The sequence below is a fragment of the Streptomyces sp. NPDC004721 genome, assembly GCF_053601495.1.
Map to the genome: position 1 here is coordinate 174,769 of NZ_JBSGBZ010000002.1, position 23,047 is coordinate 197,815.

Here is a 23,047-nt window from a genome sequence, read left to right on the forward strand (position 1 = left end):
GATGAACGAGATGACGACCACCGAAATCCGCCTCGTCGTGCTGGACATGGCCGGCACGACCGTCGCCGACGGCGGCCTGGTCGAGCGTGCCTTCGCCACGGCCGCCGCCGAACTGGGCGTCGAGGCCGGCTCCGCCGACCACGACGACAAGCTCGCCTACGTCCGCGCCACCATGGGCGAGTCCAAGATCTCCGTCTTCCGGCACCTGTTCGGCGCCGAGGACCTGGCCCAGCGGGCCAACGCCGCCTTCGAGAAGGCGTACGGCGGCCTCGTCGACGGCGGCCTCGTCGCCCCGGTCCCCGGCGCCCGCGAGGCCATCGAGGAACTGCGGGCCGACGGCCGCACGGTCGTGCTGACCACCGGCTTCGCACGCGTCACCCAGGACGCGATCCTCGACGCCCTCGGCTGGCGCGACCTCGTGCCGCTCACCCTCTGCCCGGCCGATGCCGGCGGGCGCGGGCGGCCCTACCCCGACATGGTGCTGGAGGCGTTCATCCGCACCAAGGCGGCCGACGGCGTGCACCAGGTGGCCGTCGCCGGCGACACCTCCTACGACGTGCTCAGCGGCGTACGCGCCGGGGCGGGCGTCGTCGCCGGAGTGCTGACCGGGGCGCACGGCGCGCAGGACCTCCACGACGCCGGCGCCACCCATGTCCTCGGCTCCGTGGCCGACCTGCCCGCCGTGCTCAGGGAAGCCGGCTGATGGGCATCCGCTTCGACTCCGTCACCGTCGCCTACGACGGCACGGTCGTCCTGGACGCCCTCGACCTCACCGTCGAGCCCGGCGAGGTCATGGCGCTGCTCGGGCCGTCCGGATCCGGCAAGACCACCGCGCTGCGGGCGGTCGCCGGGTTCGTGCGGCCCGCCTCCGGGCGGGTGTACCTCGGCGGACGCGATGTGACGGACCTGCCGCCGCACCGGCGGGGCATCGGGATGGTCGTCCAGAGCTACGCCCTGTTCCCGCACCTGCGGGTCGAGGACAACGTGGCCTTCGGCCTCCGGGCGCGCCGGCTCGCCCGCGGCGAGGTCCGCGACCGGGTCCGCGAGGCGCTGGAGATGGTCGGTATGGCGGACTACGCGCGCCGCCACCCCCGGGAGCTGTCCGGGGGCCAGCAGCAGCGCGTCGCCATCGCGCGGGCGCTCGCCATCCGGCCGGGCGTCCTGCTGCTCGACGAGCCGCTGTCCGCGCTGGATGCCCGGCTGCGCTCCGGAATGCTGGCCGAACTGGCCCGGCTGCACCGGGAGTTGCCGGAGGTGTCGATCCTCTACGTCACCCACGACCAGAACGAGGCGCTGACCCTGGCCGACCGGATCGCGGTCATGGACCGGGCGCGGTTGCAGGCCTGTGGCACACCGCGGGAGCTGTACCGGGCGCCGGCGAACGAGTTCACGGCGTCCTTCGTCGGCAGCGCCAACCTGCTGCCGGTGACGGTGGGGGAGCGCGGAGTGCTCTTCGCCGGGCACGAGGTGGCCGCGGCGACGGCGGGTGCGGCGCGCGGCTCCCAGGCCACCCTCTGCGTACGGCCGCACCTGGTGGGGCTCGGCGACGGGCCCAACGCGCTGACCGGCACCGTCTGCGAGGTCCAGTGGCGCGGAGCCACGCACCGGCTCTACGTCGACGTCGCCGGCCACCGCGTCATGGCGGACCTCGCCGAACTGAGGGAACCGCCGGCCCTCGGCGACCGGGTGACCGTGCACTTCTCCCCCGAGGACGCGGTGCTGCTGCCGCCCGGACCCCCGCACGACCAGGCGCGCGCCAGGGGCGGTTCCCGTAGGAGTCAGGCGCCCGCCGCGAACGCACCGGGCCAGGACCAGGCTCAGCCCCCGGCGCCCGCCGTGAACGGTGCCCGGCATGACTAAGCGCCTGCTGTGGGCGGCGCCGCCCGTCGCCGTGCTCGCCCTCGTCTTCCTCTACCCCCTCGCCCTCGTCCTGAGGCAGTCCGTCCAGCCGGACACCGGCGGCGCCTCCTTCCAGCCGTACGCCGACGTCTTCGCCTCCGCCGCGTTCGGCGAGGCCCTGTGGACCACCGTGTGGCTGGCGCTCGCCGCCACCGCCGGGTGCCTCGTGCTCGGCTTCCTGCTCGCCCTCGTCATCGCCTTCGTGCCGTTCCCCGGCGCGAAGGCGGTCGCCCGGTTCGTCGACGTCTTCCTGTCCTTCCCCTCCTTCCTGATCACCCTCGCCCTGCTCTTCGTCTACGGCACGGTCGGCATGGCCAACGGGCTCTGGCAGGACGTCACCGGGGCGGCGAGCGGACCCTTCCAGTTCCTGACCACGCCGTGGGGCGTGCTGCTGGCCGAGATCACGTACTTCACCCCGTTCGTGATGCGGCCGCTGCTCGCCGCCTTCTCCCAGCTGGACACCGCGCAGCTGGAGGCGGCCAGTTCGCTCGGGGCCCGCGCACCCCGGATCGTCCGCAGCGTGATCCTGCCCGAGGCGCTGCCCGCGCTGGCGTCCGGCGGCAGCCTCGTCCTGGTGCTGTGCCTCAACGAGTTCGGGATCGTGCTGTTCACCGGGGCGAAAGGAGTCACGACCCTGCCCATGCTCGTCTACAGCAAGGCCATCCTGGAGTCCGACTACCCGGGCGCGTGCGTGGTCGCCGTCGTCAACGTCCTGATCTCCGTGGGCCTCTACGGCCTCTACCGGGTGGTGAGCCGCCGTGCTGGTGCATAGCCGCAAGGGCAGGTGGGCCGCCGCCGTGCTGTTCTTCGTCCTCTTCCTGCCCCTGTTCGCGCTGCCGCTGCTGGTGATCCTGGCGGCCTCCTTCGCCACGAACTGGTCGAGCGTGCTGCCCTCCGGCCTCACCACGGGCCACTACGAGGCGGTCGCACACGGCGAGGCGTTGCAGGCGCTCACCACCAGCCTGCTCACCGCGCTGGCCGCGAGCCTGCTCGCGCTCACCGTCGGCACCTGGGCCGCGCTCGCGGCCGCCGGACTCAAGCGGCGCCACCGCGCCGTGCTGGACGCCCTGTTCGTGCTGCCCGTCGCCGTCCCCTCCGTGGTGGTGGGCCTGGCGGTCCTGGTCGCGTTCTCCCAGCCGCCGGTGCTGCTCAACGGCACCCGGTGGATCGTCGTCATCGCGCACACCGTGCTGGTCACGGCCTTCGCGTACCAGTCGGTCTCCGCCGCCCTGCGCCGCCTGGACCCGGCCTACGAGCAGGCCGCCGCCTCCCTCGGCGCCGGGCCCGCCCGGGTGCTGTGGCGGGTGCGGCTGCCGCTGCTGCTGCCCTCCCTCACCGCTGCGGCCGGCCTCTGCTTCGCCCTGTCCATGGGGGAGCTGAGCGCCACGATGATGCTCTACCCGCCGGACTGGACCCCGCTGCCCGTCCTGATCTACGCGGCCACCGACCGCGGCTCCCTGTTCGCCGGCTCCGCCCTCGCCGTCGTCCTCATGGCGGCGACCCTGCTGGTCCTGCTCGCCGTCTCCCGGGTCCGCACCAGGGCCGCCCACCGCTAGGCCGGGGGACCGGCCGCTCCCCGGCCGTCATCCCGACCGCGCCCGCCCACCCCCCGCACCTCCCCTCCCGCCCCCCGAACCCTCCCTCCCACCCTCCCGGGCTCGTCCCACCCAGCAAGGAGTTCACCTCGCCATGCGCAAGAACACGCTCAAGATCGCCACCGCCGTCTGCCTTCTCGCCGCCCCGCTCACCGCCTGCGGCGGCAACTCCTCCGCCGCCGACGCCAAGGTCGTCACCGTCTACAGCGCCGACGGACTCAAGGGCGAGAACGGAGACGGCTGGTACGACCGCGTCTTCCAGGACTTCGAGAAGGAGACCGGCATCAAGGTCAAGTACGTCGAGGGCGGCTCCGGCGAGATGGTCCAGCGGGCCGTCCGCGAGAAGGGCAACCCGCAGGCCGACGTACTGGTCACCCTGCCGCCGTTCATCCAGCAGGCGGACAGCAAGGGCCTGCTCGAGAAGTACACGCCGCAGGGTGCCGACCAGGTCGGCACCGAGGACAAGGCCACCGACGGCACCTGGACCTCCGTGGTCAACAACTACTTCGGCTTCATCTACAACAAGAAGGAGCTGAAGCAGGCCCCCACCACCTGGGAGCAGCTCCTCGACGGCAAGTACAAGAACAAGCTCCAGTACTCCACGCCGGGTGTCGCCGGCGACGGCACCGCCGTGCTCGTCAAGGCCATGCACGACTTCGGCGGCAAGGACGCGGCGCTCGCGTACCTGAAGAAGCTCCAGGCCAACAACGTCGGACCGTCCGCCTCCACGGGCAAGCTCGCGCCCAAGGTCGACAAGGGCGAACTGGTCGTCGCCAACGGCGACGTCCAGATGAACTTCGCCCAGTCCAAGACCATGCCCAACCTCGGCATCTGGTTCCCGGCCACGAAGGGCGGGAAGCCGACCACCTTCGCCCTGCCCTACGCCGCCGGACTGGTCAGCCACGCCCCGCACGACGCGAACGGCAAGAAGCTCCTCGACTTCATGCTCGACAAGCAGGCGCAGCAGGAGGTCAGCGAGATCGGCGGCGGCTTCAGCGCCCGCCAGGACGTCAAGGCCGACGACGCCAACGCGATGGACCTGAAGAAGCTGATGGAGGGCGTGGAGGTGTTCACACCGGACTGGAACGACATCGACAAGAACCTCACGACGTACGTCGAGGCGTGGAAGCAGGCCACCGGCAGCTGAACCGACCTCCGGCAAGATCCGACCTCCGGCAAGATCCGGCCACTGGCTAGGCTGGACTCACGCAAACACGCGTACGGCAGGAGGCCGAAGCACATGGCAGACCGCAAGCCCATCGAGTCGTGGCTCACCGACATGGACGGTGTCCTGATCCACGAGGGTGTTCCGATCCCCGGTGCCGACGCCTTCCTGAAGAAGCTGCGTGAGTCCGGCCGGCCGTTCCTGGTGCTGACCAACAACTCCATCTATACCCAGCGCGACCTGCACGCCCGCTTGCAGCGCATGGGCCTGGACGTGCCGATGGAGAACATCTGGACGTCCGCCCTGGCCACCGCCCAGTTCCTGGACGACCAGCGGCCCGGCGGCAGCGCCTACGTCATCGGCGAGGCCGGCCTGACCACCGCGCTGCACGACATCGGCTACATCCTGACCGACCACGACCCCGACTTCGTGATCCTGGGGGAGACCCGGACGTACTCGTTCGAGGCCATGACGAAGGCCGTGCGGCTGATCAACGACGGCGCCCGGTTCATCGCCACCAACCCGGACAACGTGGGCCCCTCCGCCGAGGGCGCCCTGCCCGCGACCGGCTCGGTCGCCGCCCTGATCACCGCGGCGACCGGCCGGAAGCCGTACTTCATCGGCAAGCCCAACCCGCTGATGATGCGCGCCGGGCTGAACGCGATCGGGGCCCACTCGGAGACCTCCGCCATGATCGGCGACCGTATGGACACCGACGTGCTCGCGGGCCTGGAGGCCGGGATGCGGACGTTCCTGGTCCTCACCGGTGTCACGCAGGCGAAGGACATCGACCGCTACCCGTTCCGGCCGTCCCACGTCGTCGACTCGATCGCGGACCTCGTCGAGCGGATCTGAGAACTCCGTCCCGCCCTCACCCCTTCTCACCCATTCGGCGCAGCGCGGTTTCGCAGCGGATGCGGCCGTGGCCCGTCGGGAGTCTCCTGATAGCGGAGGTTTCACGATGGGTCCATTGCGCCTCACACTCTGCACGGGACTCCTGGCGGCCGCCGCGCTCGTCCCGGCGGCCGACGGGGTGGACGGTCCGGGTGGTCCGGGCGGTCCGGTTCTGCCCGGTGCCCCGGCGGCTCCGGGCACCCTCGCCGTCGTACCGCCGTCGAAGCCACACACCGCCTCGGCTTCCCCGAGCCCGCCACGCACGCCACCCAGTCGACCCACGCCGTTCGTTCCGGCCGCCCGGACCCCCGGGGCCACCACCGCCTCCGCACCGGCCGCTCCGTCCGCGCCCGGCACGGCGCACGCGGTGACCGGGCTGGTGCTCGCGGGTGCCGCCGGGGCGGCCGTCCTCCTCCTTCCCCGGGCGCGCGGTACGACCCGCGCCGGGGACGGCCGGCGCGGCCGCCGCGGCCGCGGATCGCACTGAGGGCGGGATCGGCATGTCCGACCACGACGGCACCCGCTCCCGCTGCACCGGCCGCCTCCTGGCCGGCCTGGCCTGGGTGGTGCTGCTGCTCGGGCTGTGGCTCTGGGGACGCGATCTCACCGACGTACGGGAGTCCCTGGCGCCGTCGGCCACCGGGGACATGGCCGCGGCCGGCCGGCCCTCCGCGGGCCGGCTGCCCGCGGCGGCCGGCCCGCTGGCCGACGCCCCGCCACGGCGCCTGGACATCCCCGGCCTGGGAGTGCGGGCGCCGGTGGTGGCCCGTGGCCTGGACGCGCGGGGCGCGGTCGAACCGCCGCCGGCGGACCAGTCCGGCACGGTCGGCTGGTACGGCGCCGGGGTGAAACCGGGGGCGTCCGGGACCGCGCTGCTGGTGGGCGACCTCGGCGCCGGGAGTCGGCCCGGGGCGTTCGACCGGATCGGTTCGCTGCGGCCCGGCGAGGTGGTCCGGGTGGTCCGGGACGACGGCAGCGTCGCCGACTTCACCGTCGACGACGTCAAGGTCCTGACCGGCGACCGGCTCGACGTCCGGCAGGCGTCCGGGGAACCGAAGCCGGGACGCGCCGAGCTGCGGCTGATCGGCTGCGGCGGCACCGTCGACGGAGCGAGCCGCGGCTGCGCCGCGAGCGTGGTCGTGTCGGCGTACCTCACGGGCACCGGCCAATGAGGCCACCGGCCCGTGAGGCCACGGCCATCACAGCCACGCCTGCCATCCGGCCCCGCCGATGAACCGCTCCCCGACTAACCGCTCCCCATGGGGCTTTGAGGCCTCGGGCGGCCTGTGACCTGTGACAGCATGGGACCCGGCCGAGCGCACCAAGGGGGAAGGCATGTACGGCATGAGGGGGGCCCTCTCGCGTGCCCGTGCGGCGGGGGTCCGGGCGTCCGCGGCGGTGCTGGGGGCGGCACTGCTGGCCACCGGGTGCACCTCCGGGGGCGGCGACAAGGACGACGGCGCCGGGATCACCCAACAGCCCAAGGAAGCCGACCCGTTCTGGGTCAACCCGGACAGCAGGGCGGCCCGTCAGGTCGCCGCCTACCTCAAGGCCGGGAAGAAGGCCGACGCCGAGCAGATCCGGAAGATCGCCGGGCAGCCGACCGGCGAGTGGATCGGCCCGGAGAACCCCGAGCAGCAGGCCCGCGGCTTCACCGAGGCCGCCGACAAGGCGGGCCGCACCGCGCTGCTCGTCCTCTACAACATCCCGCACCGCGACTGCGGCCAGTACTCGCAGGGCGGCGCCGCCGACGGGGACGCCTACCGCTCCTGGGTGGACGGCGTGGCCCGGGGCATCGGCGACCGCCCGGCCACGGTGGTCCTGGAACCGGACGCCCTGCTGCACCTGGTGGACGGCTGCACCCCGGAGGAGTTCCGCGAGGAGCGCTACGACCTGCTCAAGGGCGCGGTCGAACGGCTCAAGTCCCTGAAGAGCACCAAGGTGTACGTGGACGCGGGCAACGCGGGCTGGGGCCACCCCGACCAGATCTTCGAGCCGCTGCGCCGCGCGGGCGTGGACCGGGCCGACGGCTTCGCGGTCAACGTCTCCAACTTCTACTCCACCCGGGAATCCCTCGCCTACGGCAAGCAGTTGTCCGCCAAGCTGGACGGCAAGCACTTCGTCGTCGACACCAGCCGCAACGGCAACGGCCCCTACGACGTCGGGGATCCGGGCGAGCGCTGGTGCAACCCGCCCGGCCGGGCACTGGGCGAGGCCCCCACGACGAGGACCGCCGACCCGCTGGCCGACGCCTACCTGTGGGTCAAGCGGCCCGGTGAGTCCGACGGCACCTGCAAGGGCGGCCCGAAGGCGGGGGACTGGTGGGCCGACTACGCGCTGAAGCTGGCGAGGGCCAGCAAGTAGAGCATCCGGAACACGACGTGGGGCGCCCCCCTGGAGGGAGGGCGCCCCTGAGTGCATGCGGCTACGGGACCTCGGCTGCTCCCGGGCCCCGGCCCGCTACGGGACCTTCACCCACTGCGCCTCGCTCGGCGTTCCCTGGTCGTCGTCGACGAACAGCATGTACCACCCCGACTGCACCAGGTTCCGGCCCTTCGGCACCGTCACCGTGATCTTGTCGCCGGACGTGGTGAAGTCCAGCGCGATCGAGCGCTGGTCGACGTCCGTGACATGTGTGGAGGCACTCGGGCGGATCAGCCGGACCTTCTTGATCGTGCCGGCGTGCTGCGAGGCGAACGTGCCGGAAGCGCCCCGGGCGATGGTCCGCGGGCCGCCCGACAGGGAGGGCCGCGCGTCCCGGTACAGATACGGCGGCGTGTAGATCTCGACGCGCTGCTCGAACGTGCCGGGCTTGGTGTTGGCCTTGTCGCCGTAGAGCGAGTCGGAACCGAAGAACATCACCCGGCCGTCCGGCAGCAGGATCGAGCCGGCGTGGTAGTTGCGGCCCACCAGCGGGTCGGCGACCCGCTTGAAGGTGTTGGTCCCCGGGTCGTAGAGCCGGGCCTGGAGGATGTTGGAGTCGCCGCGGCCCCGGTAGTCCTCGGAGCCGCCCGAGACCAGGATGGAGTCGTCGGGCAGGACCGAGGACTGCGGGTAGCGGGTGCCCTTCTCCAGCGTCGGACCGTCCGTGAAGCGCGGGTTCTTCGCCTTCAGGTCGATGATGCGGGTCTTCCTGCTGGCCAGTTGGGACTCGCCGACCCCGCCGCCGCCGATCACCATGAACCGCTCGTCCTGCGCGGGCGGCAGCAGCACCGTGCCGGAGGTCTCCATCATCTGCGCGTCGCTCAGGCCGGGCACCTCGGTGAACTTGTTGCTGTCCACGTCCCAGACGCCCGGGTCGCGGCCCACGTCGGCCGGCCCGTAGCCCGCGTTGGAGCCGGAGTAGAACAGCTTGCCGTTCTGCAGCAGGAACAGCGCCGGGTAGGTCGGGAACTGACGGACCTTCGGCGTGTACGTCCACTTCTTGGTCTTGGGGTCGAAGACCTCGTTCTTGCCCGGGACCAGCTGGCCGATGTCGTCGAGGCCGGAGACACTGAGGATCCTCCCGTCGCTCAGGGTGGCGAGCGTCGGGTACCAGCGGGCCTCGTTCATCGGGTCGACCTTGATGTACTTCTCGGCGACCGGGTCGAACTCGTAGGCGTCCCGGATCCCCTGGAAGTCCTTCTTGTCCAGGGCGAGCTTCTCCGCGATGCCGTAGGTGTTGCGGGTGTCGTCGCCGGACAGGCCCTGGATCCGGTAGTTGTCCTGGGTGCCCGTCTCGTACCGGGCGCCGCTCTTCTGCGCCTCGACGTAGATGCGGCCCAGACCCGGGCTGTTGCCCAGGAACCTGCCGGCCTGGTCGAACTTCTTCTTGGCGCGCGGCACCAGCACCGGGTCCTTGGAGACGAACGTCTTGCCGTTCTCCCCGCCGGTGAACCTCGTGCCCGCGGGCAGCGTGATCGGCTTGTCCGGGTTCTCGTTGTGGACGATCATCAGGCCGCCGGCCTTGGTGACGTCGCCCTGGAGCTTCTCGTACCGCTTGGTGCCGCCGGCGATCAGGATCTTGCCGTCGGCGAGCTGGGTGTGGCCCGTGCAGAACAGGTCCTCGGGCGTGGGCACCTTCTTGACGGTGCCCTTGACCGGGTCCCAGATACGGGTGTCGAACTGCCGGGCATCGAAGTTCTGCTTGTTGTTGCCCGAGCCGGCCACCATCAGCACTTTGCCCGTGTGCAGCAGCACGGCGTGGATGGTGTTCTGCCGGTACTCCTTGGGGAACTCGACGATCTCCCAGTGGCCGTTCTCGGCCTTGTACTCGGGTTTGTTGATCTTGTACTGGTGGTAGCGCTCCGTGCCGAAGCGGTAGAGCCACGGCCCGTTCATTCCGGCCAGAGCGACTACCACCACCGCGCCGATCCCGAGCCGTCGGGCGCGCCGGAGGCCGGCCTGGTCCTTCATTCCTTACGTCCCCCCAGTCCACCGAGGGCGATCTGCATGGTGTGCTCGCCCGTCGTTCCGTCCGTTCCGGCCCCACTCGGCCCCTGCTGCGCGGCGCTGCCCGGCGCGTGTCCCGGCGGTACCTCCGCCACCGGGACCGGCATCCCCTGCGCCGGTGTGTGCGCCCGGTGCGGGTGCGCCGGGACCGCGTCCCACGGCTCCGGCGCGGCGGCCCCGGACGCCTGCCGGCGCCGCTCCTGCCGCAGCGTCCACCGCCAGGCGAAGATCGGCGCGGCGGTGACGAGCATGGCGAACGTGGCCCAGGTGATCATCGCCGGGTGGGAGTGCCCGAGAGCGAAGCCCGCGACGAGCGAGCCGCCGAAGACCAGGATGAAGAACCAGTGGATGCGGAACGTCCCGAACAGCGTGTCGGGGCTCGCCGACTCGCCCTTCGGGGTCACCACGAACTTGCTCTTGCGCCGCAGCACGGCGTCCATCAGCGAGCGCGCGTAGACCGGCGCGGACAGCGCCGACATCACCATGCCGGCCACCCCGCCGGAGCCCTCCGGCTCGTGCGGCGAGACGTTGTGCCGGCGGTTCCAGACGTACAGGCTGATCTGGAGCGCCGAGGCGTTGCCGTACAGCATCAGCCACACGGTCGGGTCGATGTTCACGCCCGAGGCGCCGAGGCCCAGGAACAACGCGCAGCTCAGGGCCGCCAGGATCCAGTTGAGGGCGGACATCGGATAGAAGATGATCATCATCGTGTAGTTGAAGAGCTTGGCCGGCGGCAGGGTGCCGAAGCCCTTCCAGTACTGCTTGAGGATCGTCTCGTAGGTGCCTCGCGACCAGCGCAGCTGCTGGGTGAAGAAGTCCGTCCAGGCGTTCGGGCCCTCGCCGACCGCGAGCACGTCGGGGGTGTAGACCGACTTCCACTTGCGGCCGGTCGCCGGGTTCTTGGCGCGGTGCATCTCGAAGCCGGTGGCCATGTCCTCGGTGATCGAGTCGTACAGGCCGCCGATCTGCTTGAGCGCCTTGATTCGCACGGCGTTCGAGGTGCCGACGAACATCGGCGTGCCGTAGCGGTTGCCGGCCCGCTGGATCAGCGCGTGGAAGAGGAACTGCTGCGACTCGGCCGCCTTGGTGACGAACGTGTCGTAGTTGCCGTAGACCTGAGGGCCGATCACGAAGCCGACGTCGGGGTCGCGGAAGTACCCCAGCATCCGCTCCAGGTAGTTGGGCAGCGGGACATGGTCGGTGTCGACGGAGGCGAAGAAGTCGTAGTCGTCGCCGTGCGCCTGGAGCCAGGCGTTGTAGTTGCCGTGCTTGGTCTTGGCGCGGTGCGGACCCTTGGCCTGGTTCCAGCGCGCGACGCCCTTGCGGCTGAAGTGGTGCACTCCCAGGCGCGCGCAGACTTCCTTCACGTCGGGGTCGTCGCCCTCGTCGAGCAGCCAGACGTGCAACAGGCCCCGGTGACGCAGCCGTACGGCGGCCTCCAGGGTCTTGGTCACCATCTCCAGCGGTTCCTTGCCGGGCACGAAGGAGGTCAGGAACGCGACCCGTGTGCCGGGCTCGGGCACCACCGGGACCGGGTCCCGGGCGACCAGGGTGGCGTGTGCGTTGGACAGCACGTTCATGCAGCGGAAGAACTCGATCAGGCCGATCGAGACCAGCATCACCGCGTCGAGGGCCGGCAGGAAGTCGTAGGCCGGATAGTCGCGTTCGGTCCAGTGCTTGGGCTGGAGCAGCCAGGCCAGCAGGACCAGCGACAGCAGCGGCGCGGCGGCGAGCATCAGCGCGACCCGGATGCGGTGCGGCTCCTGCGAGATCAGCGAGCGGTACTGCACCGTGTACGGCTCGTCCGGGTCGGGCTCGGTGAGGGGGCCGGCCAGCCGGCTGTAGTGCTCGTAGTCGTATTTCGGCAGGGACTTCTTGATTCTGCGGAATGTCCCCGTGGTGCCGGTGCGGTGTCCCGGCACTCGTAGCCGGGTCGTCTCAGAAGGATCGGATTCGTGCCGGGCGCCCGACGGCGTCGACGTCATGACTCATCCCCCCACACGCATGCGAGCGCGTGTTCGTCGGTTCCTTCGTCCGTTCGAGGCCCCCCTCGGCCCGTCACGGACGTTTGCGTGCCGGCCGCGGGTCACCAGGTCGGTCCCACCCCGGAGACACGGCACCGCGGCCCGCCGATTGCATGGCTGCCCCCCGTGGCGGCCGTCGACGCGTGGGAGTCACGGCTCACCACGCGGCCGGAGCAACCGGCTCCTACAACCCCCCAACACCCCCCAACATCCCCAACACCCCCCAAGTGCCGCCAAAGGGTGGCAGCTTGAAACATCCAGGGTTCTACGGTGTTCAGCATGATCGCAAGACGCGAAACTCGGAGTTTACCGGCCATACGCGCGCATTGCGGAGAGGGGGTGCGCCGAGGTGTTCGACACCCTGCGCCGCTCGATCTTCTGTACGGCTGAGACGGGAGAGGCGTTCAGCCGGAACGGGAGGAACCGGTAAAAAGTAAAGGCGAGCCCGGTCCTGTGGACCGGGCTCGCCTTTGTCGTGGTGCGCCGCCAGGGACTCGAACCCCGGACCCGCTGATTAAGAGTCAGCTGCTCTAACCAACTGAGCTAGCGGCGCCTGCTGACACCGTTCACTTTACATGACCTCCGGGGGTCCCCCGACCAGCCGCGCCCGTGGGCGGGGCCGGTGGAGCCGTCCTGTACATCGTTCGGACCGTCAATGTTCGCGTCCGGTGGACAGTTGTGGCAATGATCAACGTGCACAGATCAGGATATGTACCTATGAAGTGTGAGGAAGATCGCATGATGTCTCCGGTGTTCGAGGACATCGACCCCGCGAGCGACTGCGACTGCCCCGTGCGCGGGCGCGGCCTCTCCCGCTCCCCGGCCGCCCGCACCCCGGTCCGTGCGGCCGCCGCGCAACGCGCGCTGGTCGTGGCGGCCGTCACCGCCGCCGCCGTCCTCGGCGTGGGCCATGCGCCGCCGGCGGCGGCAGCCATCCACACCGCCGGCTGGACACCCGGGCCGCCGGACACCCGGTCCTCGGCCGACGAGACGGAGACCCCGCAGGGCGTCGCGGGCGCGTTGTTCGGGCCGGGCGGACCGGTCAAGGCGGGGGAGCAGGTCGTGATCGGCGCCACCACCCGGTCGCAGATCGTCGCCCGGGCCAAGAAGTGGCTGGACGCCCGGGTGCCGTACAGCATGAACCTCTTCTGGCGCGACGGATACCGCCAGGACTGCTCCGGCTTCGTCTCGATGGCCTGGGACCTGCCGCGCAACGAGTGGACCGGCAGTCTCGGCCGGTACGCGGCGCGGATCACCAAGGAGCAGCTCCAACCCGGCGACATCCTGCTCTTCCACAACCCCGACAACCCTCAGAAGGGCTCACACGTGGTGCTCTTCGGCGGCTGGATCGACCAGCGGCACACCTCGTACATCGCCTACGAGCAGGCGCCGCCGCACGCTCGCAGCAGGACCACTCCGTACGCGTACTGGACCAACTCCAAGCGCTACGTCCCCTACCGCTACAAGGGCGTCACCCGGGGTGCGGCCGGTCCCGCCGCGGCGTCGCCCGCGCCGTACCCGGGAGCGGCGTACTTCGGCCCCGGCGCCAACAACCCGCATGTCACCCGGCTCGGCCGGATGCTCGCCGCCCGCGGCGGCGCCTCCTACTACGCCAAGGGGCCCGGCTCGCGCTGGTCGGAGGCGGACCGGCGGGCCACCCAGGCCTTCCAGCGGGCCCAGGGGTGGACCGGGGCGGCCGCGGACGGGCTGCCGGGGCCGGGGACATGGCAGCTGCTGGTGACCGGGAAGGGCAAGGACATCAAGGCCACGGCCCCCGCCTCGCACGGGGTGCCCGGCTATCCGGGGCGGGCGATGTTCCGGCCCGGTGCCGACAACCGGTACGTCACCGAGCTGGGCCGGCAGCTGGTGAGGAAGGGGTACGGCCGGTTCTACACCAACGGGCCGGGGCCGCGCTGGTCGGAGGCGGACCGGCGGGCCGTCGAGGCCTTCCAGCGCGCCCAGGGGTGGCGGGGCGGCGCGGCGGACGGCCGGCCGGGGCCCGAGACCTGGCGCCGGCTCTTCGCATGACCGCGGTCCCGGAGGGGCCGCCGATCCACCGTACGAACGTCTGAACCATCTGGCGCGGAGGCTGGAGGCAGGTATGAGTACGACCACATCCCCCACACCCGAATACGACGAGCGCGAGGTGATGATGGCCCCGGACGGCTGGGCGGGCCGCTGCGTCCCCCGGCTCATCCACAACGAGGGGACCACCGAGATCCCCGTCCATCTGCTGTTCCGCGACGACGCGGACACGATCCCGCTGCCGGTCACGCCCGCGGTGGTGGGCAGCAGGGAGGGCACCGGTGAGCAGCCGCGGCTGGGGCGCGGGCACCGGGTGCCCGCGCCGGCCCGCCCGGTGCCGGAGATGGACTCCGAACTGGTGGAGCGCCCGGCGCCGGTGCTGCCCGGCGCGGCCGGGGTGCTGGCCGGAGCCTGCGGGGCGGCGGGCTGTGTGCTCACCTCGTGGTGGGCGGGGGTGCTGCCGGACATCGCGGTGCGGCTGCTGGGGCTGCCGGCGTCCGCGGACGCCGGACTCGGCGGACCGCAGTGGGCCGCGTACGCCGGGGCGGGGGCGCTCGCCCTGTTCGGTTTCGGCGGGCTGGCCCGGGGCCGGACCGGGCGGGCCTGGGTGCTCGGCCTGTTCGGCCGCTACCGGGGGACCGTCCGGCGCACCGGGCTGCTGTGGCTGAACCCGCTGATGCCGCGCCGCCGTATCGACGTCCGGCTGCGGCACTGGCGCAGCGAGCCGATGCCGGCCGCCGAAGCGGGCGGGGTCGCACTGCGGGTGGTGGCGCTGGTGGTGTGGCGGGTGCGGGACACCGCGCGGGCCATGCTCGGGATCGACGACCACGAGACGTACCTGCGCGAGTGCGTCGAGGCGGCGCTGGCCCGGGTGCCGGTGGACCCGCCGGGCGGCGCGCGGGGGGCGGCGGCCACCGCGGAGACGCTGACCCGGCTGGTGAAGCGGGAGGTGGCACCGGTCGGTCTGGAGGTGTTCTCGGTCCAGCTGGTCCGGGTCGAGTACGCGCCGGAGGTCGCCGCCGCCATGCACCGGCGCAGCATCGCCGCACTGGACGCGCGGCATCGGGCGAGCATGCTCACCTCGGTGGTGGACTCGGTGGAGGACACGGTGACCCGGCTGACCACCAGAGGTCTTGTCGACCTCAACGACTATGAACGCAAGCTGCTGGTACGGGACTTGACGGTGGCGTTCTGCGCGGGAGGCCGGGAACCGGGGCCGTGACGGGGATGGCGTGACGGGGGCGGGGGAGGGCGTGTCTTTGGTATGGACATGTTCAAGTAACGGCAATAGCCTGAATTTGGTCTAGACCTGCACAGCTCACTGAACCTCCCCCACATCTCCAGGAGCGGCAGTATGCGCACCAAGGCCAAGATCTCCGCAGCCGTGCTCGGCCTCACGACCGCCGGAGCCTTCGTGCTCTCCACCGGCGGCGCCAGCAGCCACGGCTACACCGACCTGCCCATCAGCCGGCAGAAGCTCTGCAACAACGGATCCGTCGCCAACTGCGGCGACATCCAGTGGGAGCCGCAGAGCGTCGAGGGCCCGAAGGGCTTCCCGGCCTCCGGGGCGGCCGACGGACAGCTCTGCTCCGGGAACAACACCCGGTTCAGCCAGCTCGACAGCCCCAAGACCCCCTCGGGCGGCGCCTGGCCGACCACCAAGGTCAACGGCGGCCAGAGCTACACCTTCCGCTGGCAGTTCACGGCCATGCACGCCACGACGGACTTCAAGTACTACGTGACCAAGCAGGGCTGGAACCAGAACCACGCCCTGACCCGCGCCGACCTCAACACGACCCCGTTCCTGACGGTGCCCTACGGCGGGCAGCGCCCGCCGGCCACCCTCAGCCACAGCGGCACCCTGCCCACCGGGCTGAGCGGCCACCACGTCATCCTCGCGGTCTGGACGATCGCCGACACGGGCAACGCGTTCTACGCCTGCTCCGACGTCACGTTCTGAGCGTCGATCCGGGCGTTCCCCGATCTGAGCATTCCCTGAGCCACCGGACAGGCCGGCGTGGGTAGATTCCCCCCACGCCGGCCGATCACGGCCGCGCCGGAGTCCGGGGGATCTCATGGAAGTGCTGTTCTACGTCGTGCCGCTGCTCATGATCGGCACCGCGGTCTTCCTGCTGACCAGAGTCCTCCGCCGTGCCCGGGAGGTGCGCAGTGCCTGGGGCAGCGGGCTCACGGCCGAGGCGCGGTGTCTGCGGACGTACACCACAACCAGCGGCGGCGGGGAGACCACGGTGAGCACGACGCTGCACCACGTGTACGAGTTCACCACGCGTGACGGCCACAGCGTCCGCTTCGAGGAGAGCAACGGACCCGCGACGGTCGTCGAGGGCGACATCGTCACCGTGTACTACGCGGCGGAGCGGCCGGAGCGGGCGACGGCCCACGCCCCGGCACGCGGGAAGCTCGCGGCGGAATCGGGCTGCCTGGTGGCTTTCCTGGGCGTCTTCATCACCGGCTGCGTGATCTTCATGGTCGTCGTCCACGTGTTCTTCTCGTTCGTCCCGGCGGCGGACGTCTTCCTGCCGTAGACGCGAGAAGGGCCCCTCGTGATCACGAGGGGCCCTTCATCTGTGCGCCGCCAGGGACTCGAACCCCGGACCCGCTGATTAAGAGTCAGCTGCTCTAACCAACTGAGCTAGCGGCGCATGACTCCCGCCGTCCGCTTCCCGCGGTCGGCGACGAAGAAAATACTACCTGGTCCTCGGGGGTGCTTCGACCATCCCGGGGGCCGGGGCGCCGGGACGGCCCGGAAGGCCGCCGGCGCCCCGGAGCGGCCCCTACAGCACGGCGCTCAGGAACTCCCGGGTGCGCTCGTGGTCGGGGTCGCCGAAGAGCTTCTCCGGCGGCCCGGACTCGATCACCCGGCCCGAGTCGAACATCAGCACCTGGTCGGAGATGTCCCGGGCGAAGTTCATCTCGTGGGTCACGCAGAGCAGCGTGATGTCGGTGGTGTGCGCGATCTCCGTGAGCAGGTCGAGCACGCCCGCCACCAGCTCCGGGTCCAGGGCCGAGGTCACCTCGTCGAGGAGCAGGATCTCCGGCCGCATGGCGAGCGCCCGGGCGATCGCCACCCGCTGCTGCTGGCCGCCGGACAGCTGCGACGGATGGGCGTCGATCTTGTCCGCCAGCCCGACGAGGTCGAGGAGTTCACGGGCCCGCTCCTCCGCCTCCTCGCGGCCGAGCCCGAGCACGTTGACGGGCGCCTCCGTGATGTTCTGGAGCACCCTCATGTTCGGGAACAGGTTGAACTGCTGGAAGACCATCCCGATCTTCCTGCGGATCCGGCGCAGGTGCTTCTCGTTCGCCGGGTGCAGGGTCCCGTCCGGGCCGGGCATGTGGGACAGCGGCTCGCCGGCCACGTGGATCACGCCGTCGCTGACGCGCTCGAGCGTCATCAGCAGCCGCAGGATGGTCGTCTTCCCCGAGCCGCTCGGCCCGATCAGCGTCACGTGCTCACCGCGCTGGACGGCGAAGTCCAGCCGGTCGAGCACGACATGATCGCCGAAGCGCTTGACCACCTGGTCGAAGCGGACCAGATCCGCGGGCGGCGCGTCCGGCGTCACGTTCTCGGGCGCCTGTGGCGGCGTCTTCTGCAAAGGGTCAGTGGCCAAGGCGCTTCTCCAGCTTTCTCATCAGAAGCGAGGTCGGGTAGCTTGCCGCCAGGAAGAACAGGCCCGCCAGGGTGAACGTCTCGGCGTAGGTGAAGTGGTCCGCGCCGTACTCACGGGCCTTGGCGACCATCTCCTGGACCGTGATGACGGCCAGGAACGGGGTCTCCTTGAACATCGAGATGCCGTAGTTGCCCAGCGCCGGCAGCACCTTGCGCACCGCCTGCGGCAGGATCACCGCCTGCCAGGTGCGGCGCGGCGACATGGACAGCGCCCGGCACGCCTCCCACTGGCCCTTCGGCACGGCGTCGATGCCGGCCCGGTACACCTCCGACAGGTAGGAGGCGTAGTGGATGCCGAGCACCGCGACGCCGATGGTCAGCGGGTCCACCGTGTTGAAGACCGCGTAGGCGCCGACCAGCTGCACCAGCAGCGGGGTGGACCGGACGAACTCGGTGACCGTCCGCACCGGCACGGTGACCAGCCGGCTCGGCACCCGTCCGGCCACGGCCACGAGCAGGCCGAGGACGGCGGCCACCGCGGTACCGAGGACCGTGGCCAGCAGCGTGGTCAGAAAGCCGTGCCACAGCAGCGGCAGCGAGTCGCGGACCGCGCCCCAGTCCCATTCGTAGCTCACGAGGCGCCTCCCGCCATCTCGGGCTCGCCCGCCGAATCGGCGCCGCGGCGGCGCAGCAGGGCGCGGCGGTCCGTGTGCAGGCCGAGCCGGGACTTGGCGTGCCGCTCCAGGGCGTTCATCAGCAGGGTCAGCGCGTAGGCGAGGACGAAGTAGATCACCAGCAGGGTCAGATAGGCCCACGTGGTCGCGCCGGTGCGGTCACGCATCTGCTGGACCACCGTCGTCAGGTCGGCCGCGGAGATCAGCCACAGCAGCGGGGTGCACTTCAGCAGCTGGATCAGCAGGTTCGTGAACGAGGGGATCATCTGCACCCACGCCTGCGGCAGGATCACCCGGCGCATGCGTTGCGGCGGCGTCATGTTCAGCGCGACGGCGGCCTCCCACTGCGCCTTGGGCACGGCGTTCAGCGCGCCGCGCACCACCTCGGAGCCGTAGGCGCCGTAGTTCATGCCGAACGCCACCACACCGCAGAACAGCGGCGACAGTTCGTACCCGGACAGCAGCGGGAACGCGTAGTACAGCCAGAACAGCTGGACGTACAGCGAGGTGCCGCGGAGGAACTCCACGACCACCCGGGAGACGCCGCGCGCGAGCAGGAGCCTGCTGTTGGCCGCGAAGCCGAACACGAAGGACAGGGCGAGCGCGACGGCCGAGCCGAGGACCGTGGCCTCGACCGTCACCAGCAGCCCCGACCACACGTTGGAGATGTGGTCGAAGAAGTACGTGTAGAAGTCACCCATGGACAGGCGTCCCCGTCAGCCCTTGCACAGGTCGGCGGTCTTCAGGTCCGCCGGCGGGATCGTGTCCTTGCCGAACCCGTACTCCCCGACGAGCTGCACGTACCGGCCCGGATCCGAGGTGATCTTCTTCAGCTGCTCGTTGAAGGCGTCCCGGAGCTCCTCGCTGCCCTTGCGGAAGACGGCGCCGCCCGGGCTGTACTGCTTCACGCCGCCGACCACCGGCACGAACGAGTCGGTGACCTCCACCTTCGGGTTGGTCCTGGCCAGCCAGCGCAGCGAGATGCCCGTCAGCACGAAGGCGTCGATCCTGCCCTGCGCGACCGCGTCCGCGCCGTCCTGCGGCTTCTGCAGCGTCCGTACGCCGCTCTCGGAGATCCCGGCGGCGGTGACGTAGCCCTTCTCCACCGCGCCCGACATCACGCCGATGGTCGCCCCGGCCGACTTGGCGGCGGCGAGGTCGGTCAGGTTCTTCGGGTTGCCTTTCTTCACCATCATCGCGGTGGGCGAGACGAACTCGGGCTCGGAGAAGAGGGCCTTCTGGCAGCGCTCCGGGATGATGGCCATGCCCGCACTGATCACGTCGTACTTGCCGGCCTGGAGACCGGGGATCAGACCGTCCCACTCGGAGAAGGTCGGCTTCAGCTCGTCCACTCCCAGGGCCTTGAAGATCTCTCTGTGCAGCGTCGGTGCCTCGCCCTTGAGCTGCCCGCCCTCCTCGAAGCCGTACGGGGCCTCGTTGGCGTAGGCCACCTTCACATAGCCCTGCTTCTTCAGTTGTTCCAGCTTCGAGCCCTTGCCGTCGCCGCTGTCCGTCTTGCTGCAGGCGGCCAGCAGCCCGGGGACGGTGAGCACGCCGCCCACGGCCGCCGTCCTGGTCAGAAAGCCCCGGCGGGACAGGTTGGGGAACTCGGACATGGACACTCACCCTCCAAAAGAGCCTCGTCGGCTCGGGCCCTTCGCAGATAGTGGTGGCGCCTGCCCGATCTCCGTCGTCTATGCGGGCGGACTTGGGGATGTAATCCAACGGTGTCCGGGGGGATACCGTTCCGTGTCCGGAAGCCGAGGGGAGGGACGGGTGTGAACTCCCGCGCGTTCGGGCAGACGGCCCCTCAGAAGCTGCGAGGAGGCGCCATGGTGGAACGCCACGTCGAAGTCGCGCTGGAGAAGCGCGGAATCCGCTGCACGGCGCGGCTGCTGGACGACCGGGCGCCGCGCACCTGCGCCGCCGTCTGGGACGCGCTCCCGCTGAGCGGGGACGTCTACCACGCGAAGTACGCGCGCAACGAGATCTACGCGCTCTTCGCGCCGTTCGCCCGGGCGGAGCCACCGCTGGAGAATCCGACGGTCACTCCGATCCCGGGCGATCTGTGCTACTTCTCGTTCGCCGGCACCGAACTGGGCACGCAGGCCTACGGCTACGACCGCGTACCCGGCGCCGGGCCGACGGTCGTGGACCTCGCCCTGTTCTACGAGCGCAACAACCTCCTGCTCAACGGGGACGTCGGCTGGGTGCCCGGCATCGTCTGGGGCCAGGTCACCGAGGGCCTGGACGCCATGGCCCAGGCCTGCAACGATCTGTGGCGCTCCGGCGCGGCGGGGGAGACCCTCAGCTTCCGGCGGGCGTGAGCCGGGTCGCCAACCCCGCGTCGTACAGCGTGTGGGCCGCCCGCAGCACCAGGTCGTCGCGGTGCCGCGCGGCCACGATCTGGAGGCCGACCGGCAGACCGCCCTCGTCCCGGCCCACGGGCACGGACGCCGCCGGCTGCTGGGTCATGTTGAACGGGTACGTGAACGGAGTCCACCCGGTCCAGCGCCGGTGCCCCGAACCCTTCGGCACCTCCGCGCCCGCCTCGAACGCCGTGATCGGCAGGGTCGGCGTGACCAGCAGGTCGTAGCTCTGGTGGAAGTGGCCCATGACGCGGCCGAGTTCCATGCGGACGTCCACGGCGGCCAGGTAGTCCAGCGCCGACAGCCGGGCGCCGGCCGCGCAGATCTCCCGCAGCCCCGGGTCGAGCAACTCCCGCCGGTGGGGCCCCAGATGCTGGACGACACGCGCGGCGCCGCTGAACCACAGGGTGTGGAAGGCCTCCACCGGGTCGGCGAAGTCGGGGTCGCTCTCGGTGACGTACGCGCCGAGCTCCGCCAGCCCCGCCACCGCCCGGCGCACCGCCGTGGCGACCGCCGGGCGCACCGGCACCTGGCCGCCCAGGGACGGCGAGTAGGCGATCCGCAGCCCCCGTACCCCGCCGGCCAGCGCTTCCGTGAACGAGCCGGGGGCCGGGCCGAGCGCCGACCAGTCCCGCGCGTCGGGCACACCGATCACGTCGAGCAGCAGCGCCGCGTCCGCCGCGTCCCGGGTCATCGGACCCACGTGCGACAGGGTGCCGAAGGCGCTGGGCGGATACAGCGGGACCCGGCCGTACGTCGGCTTCAGACCGAAGATCCCGCACATCGCGGCCGGGATGCGCACACTGCCGCCGCCGTCCGTGCCCAGCGACAGCGGGCCCGCGCCGAGCGCCACGGCCGCCGCGCTGCCGCCACTGGAGCCGCCGGCGGTGCGGGCCGGGTCGTGGGGGTTGCGGGTGACACCGGTCAGCGGGGAGTCCGTGACGCCCTTCCAGCCGAACTCGGGGGTCGTGGTCTTGCCGAGGAAGACCGCGCCGTGCTCGCGCAGCCGGGCCACCGAGGGGGCGTCCTCGTCCCAACGGCCCTCCTCCGGCACGGTCCTGGAACCGCGCAGGGTGGGATGGCCACGCAGCAGCAGGATGTCCTTGACGGTGACCGGCACCCCGTCCAGCAGCCCCGACGGCCTTCCGCGCCGCCACCGGTCCGCCGACTCCCGGGCCCGCGCCAGGGCGTCCTCGGCGGTGATCCGGACGAACGCGTTCACCTCCGGCTGGATCCGCTCGGCCCGTTCCAGGGCCGCCCGGGTGGCCTCCACTGGGCTGAACTCGCCCTTGCGGTAGCCGTCGAGCAGTTCTCCCGCGGTCAGCTCGGTGAGTTCGGTCATCGCGCCTCCAGACAGGGGTCAGTGTCCCGGTACGTATCCGCGCCGTTTGTCGACGACGTTCGGCAGCGGCTCGCCCGCCTCCCAGCGTCCGTACAGATCGACGAACTGGGCCGCCAGCTCGTCCCGCCAGCCGACCGTGTCACCGCTCATGTGCGGGGACACGACCAGGCCCGGCACCCGCCACAACGGGCTGTCCGGGGTGAGGGGTTCGTCCTGGAAGACGTCCAGGGCGGCGCCCGCGATCCAGCGGTCCGTGAGCGCCCGGACAAGCGCCTCCTCGTCGACGAGCTGCCCCCGGCCGACGTTGACGAAGCGCGCCGAGGGCTGCATGAGGCCGAACCGGCGGGCGTCGAACATGCCGCGGGTCTCCTCGGTCAGCGGGGCCGCCGCGATCACCCAGTCGGCGCGGGCGACGAGCCGGTCCAGGTCCTCCGGGCCGTGCACTCCGGCGCGCGCGGCACGGCCGACGACCGCCGCCCGCACCCCCAGCGCGCCGAGCGTGCGGGCGATCGCCAGGCCGATCGGCCCGGAGCCCACGACACACGCGCGCGTACCGGCCACCCGCTGCGACTCGCGGTGCAGCCACCGCCCCTCGCGCTGGAAGTCCAGGGTCCGCGGCAGGTCCTTGGCCTGGGCGAGGACGAGCGCGGCGACGTACTCGGCGATCGGTTCGTCGAACACGCCCCGCGCGTTGGTCACCATCGTGCCGGACGCCGCGATCTCGGGACACATCAGATGGTCCACGCCCGCGCTCGCCGTGTGCACCCAGCGGGGCCGCGGGCCCTCGCCCGGCCAGGCCTCCCGCACCGCGGTGGAGGTGAAGTCCCACACGAGCAGCACGTCCGCCTCGGGAAGCCGCGCGGCCAGCCCGGCCGCGTCCGTGCGCACGATCCGGGCGCGGCCGGTGAGCCGGCCCAGACGCGGCGGCGGATCGGCGTCCAGGACAAGCAGGACGGGGACACTCATGGCGAGCCGTTTCTCGAAAGGGGCGGCCGTCTGAC

22 protein-coding genes and 2 tRNA genes are annotated in these 23,047 nt (G+C 71.4%); 14 read left to right on the plus strand and 10 right to left on the minus strand.

Features of this window, described 5'->3' with window-relative positions:
• The first annotated feature begins 1 nt into the window (after position 1).
• The 9 genes from ACWEK3_RS02500 to ACWEK3_RS02540 all read left to right on the plus strand — a co-directional run bounded on the left by ACWEK3_RS02500 (position 2) and on the right by ACWEK3_RS02540 (position 7,917).
• Positions 2–703, plus strand: coding sequence for an HAD family hydrolase (locus ACWEK3_RS02500; RefSeq protein WP_453248709.1), 702 nt, complete (start codon positions 2–4; stop codon positions 701–703).
• Entirely contained in the window at positions 703–1,860 is a 1,158-nt protein-coding gene (locus tag ACWEK3_RS02505; RefSeq protein ID WP_453248710.1) for an ABC transporter ATP-binding protein, read from the plus strand. The genes ACWEK3_RS02500 and ACWEK3_RS02505 overlap by 1 nt, the downstream gene beginning before the upstream one ends.
• Positions 1,853–2,671, plus strand: a complete 819-nt coding sequence (locus tag ACWEK3_RS02510) for a 2-aminoethylphosphonate ABC transporter permease subunit (RefSeq protein WP_453248711.1) — start codon at positions 1,853–1,855, stop codon at positions 2,669–2,671. The genes ACWEK3_RS02505 and ACWEK3_RS02510 overlap by 8 nt, the downstream gene beginning before the upstream one ends.
• On the plus strand, positions 2,658–3,455 hold the full coding sequence (locus ACWEK3_RS02515; RefSeq protein WP_453248712.1) for an ABC transporter permease: 798 nt from the start codon (positions 2,658–2,660) through the stop codon (positions 3,453–3,455). Before ACWEK3_RS02510 ends, ACWEK3_RS02515 begins: the two co-directional genes overlap by 14 nt.
• A 133-nt stretch (positions 3,456–3,588) precedes the next feature.
• Positions 3,589–4,641 (plus strand): 2-aminoethylphosphonate ABC transporter substrate-binding protein, encoded by a 1,053-nt coding sequence (locus tag ACWEK3_RS02520; protein WP_453248713.1) that lies wholly within the window; start codon positions 3,589–3,591, stop codon positions 4,639–4,641.
• Positions 4,642–4,734: 93 nt separating this feature from the next.
• On the plus strand, positions 4,735–5,514 hold the full coding sequence (locus ACWEK3_RS02525; RefSeq protein WP_361415401.1) for an HAD-IIA family hydrolase: 780 nt from the start codon (positions 4,735–4,737) through the stop codon (positions 5,512–5,514).
• A 115-nt stretch (positions 5,515–5,629) separates the two neighbouring features.
• The gene (locus ACWEK3_RS02530) at positions 5,630–6,040 is read left to right on the plus strand and encodes a hypothetical protein (RefSeq protein WP_453248714.1); all 411 of its coding nucleotides are present in this window, start codon (positions 5,630–5,632) and stop codon (positions 6,038–6,040) included.
• Positions 6,041–6,053: 13 nt separating this feature from the next.
• Entirely contained in the window at positions 6,054–6,725 is a 672-nt protein-coding gene (locus tag ACWEK3_RS02535; RefSeq protein ID WP_453248715.1) for a sortase domain-containing protein, read from the plus strand.
• A 163-nt stretch (positions 6,726–6,888) separates the two neighbouring features.
• Positions 6,889–7,917 (plus strand): glycoside hydrolase family 6 protein, encoded by a 1,029-nt coding sequence (locus ACWEK3_RS02540; protein ID WP_453248716.1) that lies wholly within the window; start codon positions 6,889–6,891, stop codon positions 7,915–7,917.
• Between the two features lie 96 nt (positions 7,918–8,013).
• On the opposite strand, the gene ACWEK3_RS02545 is transcribed toward ACWEK3_RS02540, so the two are convergent.
• The 3 genes from ACWEK3_RS02545 to ACWEK3_RS02555 form a co-directional block, all read right to left on the minus strand.
• Positions 8,014–9,948, minus strand: coding sequence for a galactose oxidase-like domain-containing protein (locus ACWEK3_RS02545; RefSeq protein WP_453248717.1), 1,935 nt, complete (start codon positions 9,946–9,948; stop codon positions 8,014–8,016).
• Positions 9,945–11,969, minus strand: a complete 2,025-nt coding sequence (locus tag ACWEK3_RS02550) for a glycosyltransferase family 2 protein (protein ID WP_453248718.1) — start codon at positions 11,967–11,969, stop codon at positions 9,945–9,947. The genes ACWEK3_RS02545 and ACWEK3_RS02550 overlap by 4 nt, the downstream gene beginning before the upstream one ends.
• 515 nt (positions 11,970–12,484) lie before the next feature.
• Positions 12,485–12,561, minus strand: a tRNA-Lys gene (locus ACWEK3_RS02555).
• Positions 12,562–12,746: 185 nt separating this feature from the next.
• Between ACWEK3_RS02555 and ACWEK3_RS02560 the strand changes: the two genes are divergently transcribed.
• The 4 genes from ACWEK3_RS02560 (at position 12,747) to ACWEK3_RS02575 (ending at position 16,579) form a co-directional block, all read left to right on the plus strand.
• The gene (locus ACWEK3_RS02560; RefSeq protein WP_453248719.1) at positions 12,747–14,036 is read left to right on the plus strand and encodes a peptidoglycan-binding protein; all 1,290 of its coding nucleotides are present in this window, start codon (positions 12,747–12,749) and stop codon (positions 14,034–14,036) included.
• Positions 14,037–14,109: 73 nt separating this feature from the next.
• On the plus strand, positions 14,110–15,255 hold the full coding sequence (locus tag ACWEK3_RS02565; protein WP_453248720.1) for an SPFH domain-containing protein: 1,146 nt from the start codon (positions 14,110–14,112) through the stop codon (positions 15,253–15,255).
• Between the two features lie 132 nt (positions 15,256–15,387).
• Entirely contained in the window at positions 15,388–15,993 is a 606-nt protein-coding gene (locus tag ACWEK3_RS02570) for a lytic polysaccharide monooxygenase auxiliary activity family 9 protein (RefSeq protein ID WP_453248721.1), read from the plus strand.
• A gap of 115 nt (positions 15,994–16,108) precedes the next feature.
• Positions 16,109–16,579 carry a DUF3592 domain-containing protein gene (locus ACWEK3_RS02575; protein ID WP_453248722.1) on the plus strand — a complete coding sequence of 157 codons (471 nt, stop codon included), beginning with the start codon at positions 16,109–16,111 and terminating at the stop codon, positions 16,577–16,579.
• 43 nt (positions 16,580–16,622) lie between these two features.
• On the opposite strand, the gene ACWEK3_RS02580 is transcribed toward ACWEK3_RS02575, so the two are convergent.
• The 5 genes from ACWEK3_RS02580 to ehuB all read right to left on the minus strand — a co-directional run bounded on the left by ACWEK3_RS02580 (position 16,623) and on the right by ehuB (position 19,951).
• Positions 16,623–16,696, minus strand: a tRNA-Lys gene (locus ACWEK3_RS02580).
• A gap of 132 nt (positions 16,697–16,828) precedes the next feature.
• The gene (gene ehuA / locus ACWEK3_RS02585; RefSeq protein WP_453248723.1) at positions 16,829–17,662 is read right to left on the minus strand and encodes an ectoine/hydroxyectoine ABC transporter ATP-binding protein EhuA; all 834 of its coding nucleotides are present in this window, start codon (positions 17,660–17,662) and stop codon (positions 16,829–16,831) included.
• A complete protein-coding gene (gene ehuD, locus ACWEK3_RS02590) occupies positions 17,652–18,296 on the minus strand; it encodes an ectoine/hydroxyectoine ABC transporter permease subunit EhuD (RefSeq protein WP_225078553.1) in 645 nt (214 codons plus the stop codon). Before ehuD ends, ehuA begins: the two co-directional genes overlap by 11 nt.
• Positions 18,293–19,036 (minus strand): ectoine/hydroxyectoine ABC transporter permease subunit EhuC, encoded by a 744-nt coding sequence (gene ehuC / locus ACWEK3_RS02595; protein ID WP_453248724.1) that lies wholly within the window; start codon positions 19,034–19,036, stop codon positions 18,293–18,295. The genes ehuD and ehuC overlap by 4 nt, the downstream gene beginning before the upstream one ends.
• A 15-nt stretch (positions 19,037–19,051) precedes the next feature.
• On the minus strand, positions 19,052–19,951 hold the full coding sequence (gene ehuB / locus ACWEK3_RS02600) for an ectoine/hydroxyectoine ABC transporter substrate-binding protein EhuB (protein ID WP_453248725.1): 900 nt from the start codon (positions 19,949–19,951) through the stop codon (positions 19,052–19,054).
• A 216-nt stretch (positions 19,952–20,167) separates the two neighbouring features.
• On the opposite strand from ehuB, the gene ACWEK3_RS02605 reads away from it, so the two are divergent.
• Positions 20,168–20,662, plus strand: coding sequence for a DUF3830 family protein (locus ACWEK3_RS02605; protein ID WP_361415425.1), 495 nt, complete (start codon positions 20,168–20,170; stop codon positions 20,660–20,662).
• On the opposite strand, the gene ACWEK3_RS02610 is transcribed toward ACWEK3_RS02605, so the two are convergent.
• The gene (locus ACWEK3_RS02610) at positions 20,643–22,046 is read right to left on the minus strand and encodes an amidase (RefSeq protein ID WP_453248726.1); all 1,404 of its coding nucleotides are present in this window, start codon (positions 22,044–22,046) and stop codon (positions 20,643–20,645) included. The two genes, ACWEK3_RS02605 and ACWEK3_RS02610, sit on opposite strands and share 20 nt — an antisense overlap.
• A gap of 18 nt (positions 22,047–22,064) precedes the next feature.
• Positions 22,065–23,012: a D-2-hydroxyacid dehydrogenase gene (locus tag ACWEK3_RS02615; protein WP_453248727.1), complete on the minus strand. Its 948-nt coding sequence runs from the start codon at positions 23,010–23,012 to the stop codon at positions 22,065–22,067.
• Positions 23,013–23,047: the final 35 nt, after the last annotated feature.

Bases quoted from the DNA above. Each gene is read 5' to 3' on its own strand.
- ACWEK3_RS02500 (WP_453248709.1), top strand. From the start codon at position 2: ATGAACGAGATGACGACCACCGAAATCCGCCTCGTCGTGCTGGACATG.
- ACWEK3_RS02505 (WP_453248710.1), top strand. From the start codon at position 703: ATGGGCATCCGCTTCGACTCCGTCACCGTCGCCTACGACGGCACGGTC.
- ACWEK3_RS02510 (WP_453248711.1), top strand. From the start codon at position 1,853: ATGACTAAGCGCCTGCTGTGGGCGGCGCCGCCCGTCGCCGTGCTCGCC.
- ACWEK3_RS02520 (WP_453248713.1), top strand. From the start codon at position 3,589: ATGCGCAAGAACACGCTCAAGATCGCCACCGCCGTCTGCCTTCTCGCC.
- ACWEK3_RS02525 (WP_361415401.1), top strand. From the start codon at position 4,735: ATGGCAGACCGCAAGCCCATCGAGTCGTGGCTCACCGACATGGACGGT.
- ACWEK3_RS02535 (WP_453248715.1), top strand. From the start codon at position 6,054: ATGTCCGACCACGACGGCACCCGCTCCCGCTGCACCGGCCGCCTCCTG.
- ACWEK3_RS02540 (WP_453248716.1), top strand. From the start codon at position 6,889: ATGTACGGCATGAGGGGGGCCCTCTCGCGTGCCCGTGCGGCGGGGGTC.
- ACWEK3_RS02545 (WP_453248717.1), bottom strand. From the start codon at position 9,948: ATGAAGGACCAGGCCGGCCTCCGGCGCGCCCGACGGCTCGGGATCGGC.
- ACWEK3_RS02550 (WP_453248718.1), bottom strand. From the start codon at position 11,969: ATGACGTCGACGCCGTCGGGCGCCCGGCACGAATCCGATCCTTCTGAG.
- ACWEK3_RS02560 (WP_453248719.1), top strand. From the start codon at position 12,747: ATGATGTCTCCGGTGTTCGAGGACATCGACCCCGCGAGCGACTGCGAC.
- ACWEK3_RS02565 (WP_453248720.1), top strand. From the start codon at position 14,110: ATGAGTACGACCACATCCCCCACACCCGAATACGACGAGCGCGAGGTG.
- ACWEK3_RS02570 (WP_453248721.1), top strand. From the start codon at position 15,388: ATGCGCACCAAGGCCAAGATCTCCGCAGCCGTGCTCGGCCTCACGACC.
- ACWEK3_RS02575 (WP_453248722.1), top strand. From the start codon at position 16,109: ATGGAAGTGCTGTTCTACGTCGTGCCGCTGCTCATGATCGGCACCGCG.
- ehuC (WP_453248724.1), bottom strand. From the start codon at position 19,036: ATGGGTGACTTCTACACGTACTTCTTCGACCACATCTCCAACGTGTGG.
- ehuB (WP_453248725.1), bottom strand. From the start codon at position 19,951: ATGTCCGAGTTCCCCAACCTGTCCCGCCGGGGCTTTCTGACCAGGACG.
- ACWEK3_RS02605 (WP_361415425.1), top strand. From the start codon at position 20,168: ATGGTGGAACGCCACGTCGAAGTCGCGCTGGAGAAGCGCGGAATCCGC.
- ACWEK3_RS02610 (WP_453248726.1), bottom strand. From the start codon at position 22,046: ATGACCGAACTCACCGAGCTGACCGCGGGAGAACTGCTCGACGGCTAC.
- ACWEK3_RS02615 (WP_453248727.1), bottom strand. From the start codon at position 23,012: ATGAGTGTCCCCGTCCTGCTTGTCCTGGACGCCGATCCGCCGCCGCGT.